Raw genomic sequence first — 9,443 nt, 5'->3', positions numbered from 1 at the left:
GCGCGACCGACCAGGAGATCGCCCGCCGGATGTACCTCAGCCCGACGACCGTCAAGAGTCACATACGGTCGATCTTCCGCAAGACCGGCACGCGCAACCGGACGCAGGCGGTCGTGTACATGCTCCAGAGCGGGTGGCGGCCTCGCCCCAGAGGATCTTTCGGGCACGGCCAGCCGACGGGCGGCGCGCGTCCGGACGAGGGAGACGGTGAGCGGTGACCGAGTGCTGTTCGTCACGACGGGCGCGCTGGGCCGCCGACGCCGCGCCATGGGTCGCACCTTCACGCACGAAGGGGCATCGTGGCTGGTCAAGGGCATTTGCGCCGTTCGCTCCGACAACCGAGACCGGCAGCTGTGTTTGCTGCTCGAGGTGCGCGCTCCGAATCCCGGCGCTTGGATCGCGCTCGGCGACCACCCCAAAAAGCGAGGGACCGACCCTTGACTGAGATCTCCTGCTTCGAAGCGCAGGCGTCGTGGTACGCGGTCCACGCCAAGCGCAGCCAGGAGCACAATGTCGCCCGGAGCCTGACCGCGCGCGGCGTGCGTACGTTCCTGCCCCAGATCGAAGTCGTTCGTCAGTACCGGGAACGGCGCAGGTCCTCCCTGGAGCCGCTGTTTCCCGGCTACCTGTTCGTGCACGTCGCACCGCCCCAACACGATCCCGTCTCGTGGAACGCGGTCCGCTGGAGTCCCGGGGTCCGTCGCGTGGTCGGTGTCGACGGGGTGCCCGTACCCGTGCCGTCCTCGGCGATCGAGGCGATCCGGCAGAAGGTCGCCGGGCTCGGTTTCGTGCGCCCGTCGCTTCGGTTCGCCGCGGGTTCGCGCGTCCGGATCCGCCGCGGACCGCTGGAGGGTCTGGAGGCCATCTTCGACCGCCCGGTGTCCCGTGCCGGGCGGGTGCGGGTGTTGCTGCATTTGCTGGGGCACCCGAGTTGCGTGGAGGTCGATGCGCTCGACCTCGAACCCGCATAGGGTTCGCCGAAGGTCACATCCCCCGACCGTCTGGCGTCCGCTGGGGTTCTCCCCGGTGCACGTCTGCGGCGGAGCCCTGCCCGCGAGGAAAGGAGACCGAAGATGAAGCGACCACAGTGCGGTCCCCACCGAGCGCGTGCCGGCAGCGCCGTGTTGCTGGCGGTGGTGCTCGTCCTGGCGCTGGGGATCCCGTCCCCGGCACAGGTGTCGGCGACGTACGTCCTGCAGCCCGGAGACGTCATCGAGGTGTCGGTGTGGTTCTACGCCGACCTGACGCGTACGGTGACGATCCGGCCGGACGGCGGGATCATGTTGCCCTTGATCGGCTCGGTGACCGCCGCCGGGCTGACCGTGGAGCAGCTCACGCGTGTGCTGAGCCGCAGGTACGCCTCCTACATCGTGAACCCCAAGGTCAGCGTGATCGTGAAGGATCTGCATCGCATTCGCGCCTCGGCTCTCGGTCAGGTCGCCCGACCGGGGTCGTTCGACCTAATGCCCGGCGCGCGCCTTCTGGATCTGCTCGCCGCCGCCGGCGGGCTCACCGAGGCAGCCGCTGCCAAGGAAGCGCAGCTCCTCCGACCGGGTCGTCCGCCGATGAGGATCGACCTCGATCGCCTGCTCGACGGCGACGAGGAACTGAACGTAAAGCTGCAGGGCGGCGAGACGCTGGTGGTTCCCGAGGACCTGGTCAACATCGTGAACGTGATCGGTCAGGTCGCCAAACCCGGCCGCTACCGGCTGAAGGGGGAGACGCGGGTCCTCGACGCCCTCTTGCTGGCCGGCGGGCTGACCGAGAGGGCGTCCGTCACCGGGGCGCGGCTGGTGCGCGGCGCACGCGAGACCCAGCCGCTGGCCCTGGACAGCCTGCTGCTGCGTCAGGACATGAGCCACAACGTCGTCCTGCAGGCCGGCGACACGCTGTTCATCCCCGAGGAGACCAACGACAAGATCTACGTCTTGGGGGACGTCAACAACCCCGGCGTGTTCCAGGTCAAGGGCGAGGTCACGCTGCTGCAGGCCCTGGCGATGGCCGGCGGTCCGGTGCAGCGTCCCATCGGCAACGCCCAAACCGCCCACATCGTCCGCCGCGTGGCCGGTCCCGACCGGATGGTGGCCGGTGTCAAGGTGGAGCCGATGGCCAACGGCGGGGCGCTGATCAGCGTCGATCTGGCGTCCCTGATGCGGGGGAACAACCCCGCGCAACACCTCGTGGTGCGCCCCGGCGACGTGGTGGTCGTCCCGCAGCACGGACTGGCGGGGCTGCAGATCTTCCTGAGCATCCTGTCCGGCATCCTGGGGGTGTTCCGATGAACATCGACCTGGAGCGTCCGTACGCCGGCGCCGAGGAGTCGGAGTCAAAGACGCTCACGGACTACCTGGCCATTCTGTCGCGCAGGCGCACGGTGATCCTCGGCGTCACCCTGCTCGCGCTCGTCTTCGCCCTGGTCAGCACGCTCTTGGCTCCACCCGTCTACCGTTCATCGGCCCTCATCTCCGTGGACAAGACACCGCCGGTCGTCCTGCTGGATTCGAGCCGATCGGGCCTGTTCGCCAACAGCGACGTCACCGCCGCCAGCGGCGGTGTGATGATCGCCGCCGAGTTGGGCCGCAGCGCCGAGGTCCGTCAGAGCGCGATCGCCAGGCTCGCGCCGGAGTTGGGCTCGGCGGCCGCGCAGGCGATGACACAGATCCGCGTCCAGCCCGTGCGCGGTGCGGACCTGGTCCGCGTCAGCGTGGACCACACCGATCCCGAAGTGGCCGCGCTGGCCGCGAACGCCGTCGCCGACAGCCTCGTCGAGCAGGATGCGGCGACGCGGCGCGCGCGGACCACCGAGGTCCGCGCGTTTATCGAGACGCAGATGGCGCGCACACGCGAGCAGCTTCACGTCCGCGAGGACGCGCTGGCAGCGTTCAAGAAGCGCAACGGAAGCGTCTCTCTGGCGGAAGAGACGACGCTGGCGCTGAACACGCTCGCTGACCTCGAGAACAAGCTCATCGACGTACGCCTGCAGCGCCAGCAGGCGCAGGCCCGCATCCGTTTGACGCGCGCACAGCTCGCCACGCAGGCTCGCATCACGCCGACGCAGTGGAGCCCCAGCCCGGTCATCCACTCTCTGCAGAACCAGCTGGCCTCGGCGGAGATCGAGTTGGCGGCGCTGCAGCAGCAGTTCACGGACCAACACCCCGCCGTGGGCGCCGCGCGGGCCCGGATCGCGGAAATCCAGCGGAAGCTCGACGCCGAGATCGCCCGCGCACCGCAGCCTCAACAGTTCGGGGTGGATCCCGTCTACCAACAGATGATCCAGCAGGTGTGGACGGCCGAGATCGACGCCGCGACCTTGGCAGCACGGGAAGCGGCCCTTGGCGGCGCGATCCGCACCTACGCCGCCCGCATCCGGGCCGTTCCGGACCGCGAGGTCGCACTCGCCCGCCTGACCCGCAACGTGCGAGAGGCCGAGCAGAACTTCCTGCAGCTGTCCCAGCGACTCCAGGAAGCCAGGCTGGCGGAGGCGTCCATCGGCAGCATCTTCCGTGTGTCCGTGCCGGCTCAGGTTCCGTTCGCTCCGGTGCGGCCGAACCCGATTTCCAACGCGCTGCTCGGGGCGCTGCTTGGGGTCATGACCGGGATCGCCGCAGCGTTCGTGCTCGAGCGTCTGGACACGGAGAGGTCGGCCGAAGACATCGAGCGCAGGCTGCGCATTCCTGTGCTCGCCCAGATCCCCGCGGTCGGCCATCAGGAACGAGCCACCGGCCGTGCGGTGGCAACTGCGGGCCTGATCGTCATCCTGGCTGCGGGCGCGTACTTGCTCGTGTTCGTCCCGCGGCTGATCGCGGGTCTGTGAACCGACACGAAAGACCAAGGAGGGAGACCGCATGGGTACCGCCCTCACCGAACTGCAGGCCGGGCATACCTACCCGGCGCTCGCCGAGGCCTACGGGCGGCTGCTCGCCAACCTGCTGCTCGGGCACAACGGCCACCCGCCCGGGGTCGTTGCCGTCACGTCGGTCGAGGAAGGGGACGGAGCGACCACCACGGCGGTCAACCTGGCCAAGACGATCGCCAGCAGCGGCGCCCGGTGCCTGCTCGTCGACGGGAACCTGCGCAGGCCCGAACTCCACCGGCTGTTCGACGTCGATCCCCGGCCGGGGCTGGCCGACCTGCTGGCCGATCCGACCACGATGGGATACGCGATCCGCATCACGTCGGTCGAGAACCTCGACCTGGTCGCCGCCGGGGAGAGCGCTTGGCCTCCGCAACGGCTGATCGACCCGCGCCACCTGCAGCGCTGCTTCGCCGAGCTACGCCAGCGCTATCCCTACGTGGTCATCGACACCCCGGCGGTCCGCAGGTACCCGGAGGCACTGACCTTCGCCCGGACCGCTGACGGCGTGCTCCTCGTGATCCCCGGCCACGGGTCGTCGCGGCAGGCCCAACGCGAGGCGTACATGCTGCTAGAACGCGTGGACGCGAACGTCCTGGGCGCGGTGCTCAACCGCGTTCCCCAGCGTCCGTGACGGGACCTCGCAGGAGGCATGGGTGAGCGCAGAGCATAGAGGCACCACCGCGCGCGCGCTCGACGGCATGGCGTGGACGTCCGCCAGCGTGGCCGCCCAGGCGGCGCTGCAACTCGCCACCCTGGCGGTCCTGGCCCGCCTGCTCCAGCCGCGTGACTTCGGGATCGTCGCCGCCGCGCTGGTGTTCGTAGGACTGTCTGCGGTCTTCTCTCAACTGGGCGTCGGACCGGCGATCGTCCAGCGGCCGGACTTGGCCGGCACGCACCTGCGGGTCGGATTCACGCTCTCCGTGGCCCTCGGTGTGGCCGTCGCGTCCCTGACGTGGGCGGCTTCACCCCTGATCGCCGCCTCGTTGCAGATGCCGGAGCTGGCCCCGGTCCTGCGGGCGCTGGCCTGGCTGTTCCCGATCGCCGCGCTGTCCGTCGTCTCAGAGGCCCTGCTTCAGCGCGAGATGCGGTTCCGCGACCTGGCCGTCGTCGACGTGACCGCGTGGACCTGCGGGTACGCCGCGGTGGCGATTGCCCTCGCGCACCGCGGGCTTGGGGTCTGGGCGCTGGTCGCCGCGTCGTTGACGCAGGCGGCCCTGCGCACCCTGCTGCTGCGCGCCCGCCGGCCGCATCCTAGCGCGCCGTCCTGGGACCCGCAGGCCGCCCGCCAGCTGCTGCGTTTCGGGGTTGGGTTCACGCTGGCACGGATCGCGAACCAGCTGGCTGGCCAGGCGGACAACCTCGTCGTCGGGGCACGGCTCGGTCCGCAGGCCCTGGGGCTGTACGGGCGTGCCTACCAGCTGATGGCGGCCCCGGCGACTCTCTTCGGCCAGGTCCTGGACAAGGTGCTGTTCCCGGGCATGGCTCGGCTGCAGGGTGAGCGCGAGCGGCTGGCGACCGCGTATCGCCGCGGCGTCACGCTCGTCGGACTGCTTGCGCTCCCGGTGAGCGCCGGCGTCGTCGTATTGGCACCTGAGATCGTGGCCGTGATCCTGGGGCCACGCTGGGATGATGCCGTCGTACCGCTGCAGATCCTCGCCGCGGGGACCCTGTGCCGAACCAGCTACAAGATCAGCGACTCGCTCGCGCGAGCGACCGGGGCCGTGTACGCCAGAGCGTGGAGGCAGCTGCTGTACGCGGCAGCGGTGGGCGGCGGCGCGTGGCTGGGCAGCGCCTGGGGGCTTGAGGGTGTCGCCGCCGGCGTACTGGCGGCGATCGCGCTCAACTTCCTGCTCATGGCCCACCTGAGCCTCCGGCTGACGGGCCTGCGCTGGACCGAGTTCGCTGCCGCGCATTGGCCGGGCCTCCTCGCCGCCGGCGTGGTCGTGGGGATTGTATGGCCCGTCGCCATGCTTCTGAGGGAGCTGGAGACGTCGCCGACCCTGACCATAGCCCTGGCGGGTGCGGCGGCGCTCGCCGGCGCGGGGACGGTCGTGCGCTGCCTCCCCGGCGTCGTCCTCGGTCCGGATCTGCGATGGGCGTGGCGGGCGCTGTCCTCGTACGCTGCCAGCCGGGGCCTGCGGGCCGCGTCTGTCGGCGACGGAGGCTACCGTGCCTGAGGCAACCCGCCCGGCCCTCTCGCCCGCCGGGACCGCTTCGGTGAGGGAACGCATGTCACACCCCTCCACGCCTCCCGTCGTGCATGGTCTGGTGCAACCGCAAACCCCCTATTCGGCTCCCATGCCGGCGAAGCCCAGGCTGGTGGTTGAGTTTCTCGGGTTGCCCGGCGCCGGCAAGACGACGCTGTGCAACCACCTGGCCGATGCCCTGCGCGCGCGTCGGATACCCGTGGAGATCCGGCCCGGACACACGATGGGGTCGCACCGGGCCTGGCGATTGGCCAAGCTGGGCCAGGTCGTCGGTGAGATCGCTCGGCATCCGGGGCGCGCCTACCGCTTTGCCAGGGCGGTCACGGCCTCCGGGCAACGGTCGCCCATCGACGCCCTGAAGGTGCTGCACAACTGGCTGTTCGTGTGCTCTCTGCTCCGGAAACCGGTGGTGGGCGTCTGTCTGATCGACCAGGGCGTGGCCCAGGCGATGTGGTCCGTCGCTCTCAGCGCGCGCGACGGCACGACGGTGCGCACGTTCCGTTCCATCGCCGCCGACATCAGACCTCCGGACCTGCTCGTCGTCGTCTCCGCCCAGCCTGCGACCGTGCGGAGCCGTCTGGCCGCACGCGTGGCCCGCACGTCACGACTCGAAGCCGCACCGGATGGCCCCGCCATGAGACGGGCCGCGATGCTCATCGACGAGCTGGCGACGATGATCGCAGGCTCCGCCGACGGCCGCACGTTCCCCTACGTACTTCGGATCGACAACGACCGGCAGGGACATGCCGACCGCGCCGCCGCCCTGCTGGTCGATCGCATTCTGCAAGCGCTGGCCGACAAGCACCACGCGGTGGCAGGCGGAACGGGGCGACACGCGTGACATCTGTTGCACCGACGGCACGGAGGCTGGAGACGGTAGCCGGCAAGCGAATGCCGACGACCGCGAGCGCCGCGCGGATCGCGTGGCCACTGGCCGTGCTGGCGTTTGTCTATCCATTCCACACGTATGTGCGAACGCCCCTCGGGGTGTTCAACATCAGCCTCGCAGACCCGGTCGTTGCGCTCACCCTGCTGGTGCTGGCCGTCAAGTACGGCGGTGCACTCCCGGTGCCGCCCGCGGCGGGCGCTCTGGCACTGATCGTCGCGGCGGCTGCCGCTTCTGTGGCCGGTGCGGTGTTGCCTCCGGCGGCCCCATACTTCCTGCCCGCTGTGGGAATCGCCGAGCTGGCAAAGCTCTGCGGAGTGCTCGCCTGGCTGGTAACTTTCTATGTCCTGCTGCGTCCGCATGTGGGCTCCGGCCTGAGGGCGTTCACGGCGGTGTCGCTGGCCACCGCGACCGCATTTGCCCTGTGGACCGTCTTCGAAAGCCTCGCGCACCAGCGCATACGCCCCATTGGGCCGTTCGAGAACCCCAACATATACGCCAACTATCTGATCATGAACCTGTTCTTCGCGTGGCTGTGGTTCGGCTGGACCACCCAGCGCCGGTCGACCTCTGGCAGCCTGATCCCACTGGCGTGCATCCCGGTCCTGCTGCTCGCCGTCGTCGCGACGGGGTCGAGGGGAGGCCTTCTCGGACTGGCCGCCGGCACCATGGTTGTGCTGTGGGGCGGGCGCGGGCGATCGTCCCCACATAGGCTCGCCGGGCTCGTGATCTTCGTGGCCAGCGCCTACGCCGTCGGCGCCTTTCTACAAGGCAATCCCTTCATCGCCGGACGCCTGGAGGGGCTGGCGGATCCTGCCGGTCCGTACCCACCGGAACGCCTGGCACTGTGGTCGGCAGCGGGAGCCGCATTCTTCGAGGCGCCTTTGCTGGGAATCGGGTACGGGCAATTCCCCCAATATGCCGCGCTCGTCCACGGACTCGCACCGAAGGTGGCGCACAGCACGTACCTGTCCTTTGCGGCGGAGACCGGCGTCCTCGGGATCCTCGCGCTCGGTTGGCTGCTGGTCGTCGTGGCGCGGATGGCCCTGCGCAGCGGGCGGTTGCTTGGCGGAGCCGCTCAGCCCCTGTTGGGATTCTTGGTGGCCACTTTGGTTCAGGGCATGTTCGCGAACGTGGAGCACTTTCGTTCACTGTGGATCGCAGTTGCGATGCTGGCGGCCGTCGTCAGCGCCGCTTCGGTGACCTACAGGGCACCGGCGGCAGTCGTCCGCGGGCGTCAAAGACGATGAGTCATCTCGAGGCATCTTCTCGCCCAGACCCCACACGGCCGCTGGTCGTCCTCGTCGGAGGCACCGACGTGCACCTGCGGATCGATCTCATCCAGGCCATGCGCGACGAGTTCGCCTTCGCCGTGTGCGGGTCGGAGCCGGGCCTGGCCGAGGCGTTCTCGCGTGCCGACCTCCCCTACTACGTCTATCCGTTGCCGCGTGGAGCCAGCCCCGTCGGGGACGCTCGTGCGTTGCTGGTGCTCACCCGGCTCCTCCGACGCCTGCGGCCCTCCGTCGTCCACGCCATGGGCAGCAAGCCCAGCGTGGTGGGTCGCCTGGCCGCGCGTGCGGCCGGCGTGCCGGTGGTCATCGGAACGATTCCCGGACTCGGCTCGCTGTTCGCACGCGACGGCCTGTCCGTCCGTCTGCAGCGCAGGGCGTACCTGCTCCTCCAGGGCGTCGCGTGCGGCCTGTCCGACCTGACCACGGTGCAGCACGTCGACGACCTGAACGCGCTCGTCCGCCGGGGGGTCCTCCCGCACCGGAAAGCGATCGTGATCCCCGGCTCGGGCGTCCGCACCGACCTGTTCTCTCCCGTCGCTACGGTAGGCGCGCGGGCGCGCGTTCGGAGCGAGCTGGGGGTGCCGCACGACGCCATCGTGGTGACGATGGTTGCGAGATTGATCCGGGCCAAGGGCGTCGCCGAGTTCGCCGAAGCCGCCACCGCGGTGCGCGACCGACGTCCGGACACGGCATTCCTGCTCGTCGGACCGATGGACGAACAGAGCATCGACCGGATCCCGCGGCACGAGATGTCCCGCTACGCGGAGACGGTTACGTGGATAGGACCCAGACAGGATGTTCCGGCGATCCTCGCGGCGTCCGACATCTTCGTGCTGCCCACGTACAACCCGGAAGGCATACCGAGGGTGCTCTTGGAGGCGGCCTCGACGGGCCTGGCGATCGTCACCACCCCATTGCCCGGTTGCCGCGACGTCGTCGAGGACGCCGTCACCGGTCTGCTGGTGCCGCCTCGCGATGGGCCCGCGCTGGCCGGTGCGCTGCTGCGTCTGATCGAGGATCCCTCACTCCGACGGGAGCTCGGACGTCGGGCCCGGGCGCACGCCGTGGCCAACTTCGACCTCCGTCTGATCGCTGCGAGGTTGCAGGAGATCTACCACGCCCAGCTGGACGGATGCCGACACGTGTCTGGGAGAGAGGCACTCGCACAGTGACGGCTCGCCACACCTCTGCTGCCGGCCCGC

10 protein-coding genes are annotated in these 9,443 nt (G+C 69.9%); all 10 read left to right on the top strand.

What is annotated here, in order from left to right; all coding sequences use genetic code 11:
• On the top strand, positions 1–218 hold a 218-nt coding region (locus tag QN163_10960; GenBank protein ID MDR5684522.1), incomplete at its 5' end, for a LuxR C-terminal-related transcriptional regulator.
• Complete coding sequence (locus tag QN163_10955; GenBank protein ID MDR5684521.1) at positions 208–441, top strand: hypothetical protein; 234 nt, start codon at positions 208–210, stop codon at positions 439–441. The genes QN163_10960 and QN163_10955, both read left to right, overlap by 11 nt.
• Entirely contained in the window at positions 438–971 is a 534-nt protein-coding gene (locus QN163_10950; protein MDR5684520.1) for a transcription termination/antitermination NusG family protein, read from the top strand. The genes QN163_10955 and QN163_10950 overlap by 4 nt, the downstream gene beginning before the upstream one ends.
• Before the next feature lie 102 nt (positions 972–1,073).
• Positions 1,074–2,282, top strand: a complete 1,209-nt coding sequence (locus QN163_10945) for an SLBB domain-containing protein (GenBank protein ID MDR5684519.1) — start codon at positions 1,074–1,076, stop codon at positions 2,280–2,282.
• Positions 2,279–3,814, top strand: a complete 1,536-nt coding sequence (locus tag QN163_10940; protein MDR5684518.1) for a GumC family protein — start codon at positions 2,279–2,281, stop codon at positions 3,812–3,814. Before QN163_10945 ends, QN163_10940 begins: the two co-directional genes overlap by 4 nt.
• 31 nt (positions 3,815–3,845) lie before the next feature.
• Positions 3,846–4,487 carry a CpsD/CapB family tyrosine-protein kinase gene (locus QN163_10935; protein MDR5684517.1) on the top strand — a complete coding sequence of 214 codons (642 nt, stop codon included), beginning with the start codon at positions 3,846–3,848 and terminating at the stop codon, positions 4,485–4,487.
• A 22-nt stretch (positions 4,488–4,509) separates the two neighbouring features.
• Positions 4,510–6,033: a lipopolysaccharide biosynthesis protein gene (locus tag QN163_10930; GenBank protein ID MDR5684516.1), complete on the top strand. Its 1,524-nt coding sequence runs from the start codon at positions 4,510–4,512 to the stop codon at positions 6,031–6,033.
• 142 nt (positions 6,034–6,175) lie between these two features.
• Positions 6,176–6,904, top strand: a complete 729-nt coding sequence (locus QN163_10925) for an AAA family ATPase (GenBank protein ID MDR5684515.1) — start codon at positions 6,176–6,178, stop codon at positions 6,902–6,904.
• Positions 6,901–8,199, top strand: a complete 1,299-nt coding sequence (locus QN163_10920) for an O-antigen ligase family protein (GenBank protein ID MDR5684514.1) — start codon at positions 6,901–6,903, stop codon at positions 8,197–8,199. Before QN163_10925 ends, QN163_10920 begins: the two co-directional genes overlap by 4 nt.
• Positions 8,196–9,413, top strand: coding sequence for a glycosyltransferase family 4 protein (locus QN163_10915; GenBank protein MDR5684513.1), 1,218 nt, complete (start codon positions 8,196–8,198; stop codon positions 9,411–9,413). The genes QN163_10920 and QN163_10915 overlap by 4 nt, the downstream gene beginning before the upstream one ends.
• Positions 9,414–9,443 lie beyond the last annotated feature (30 nt).

It is taken from the genome of Armatimonadota bacterium (assembly GCA_031432545.1).
GTDB lineage: Bacteria > Sysuimicrobiota > Sysuimicrobiia > Sysuimicrobiales > Sysuimicrobiaceae > Caldifonticola > Caldifonticola tengchongensis.
This window is presented reverse-complemented; position numbering and strand designations above follow the sequence as displayed.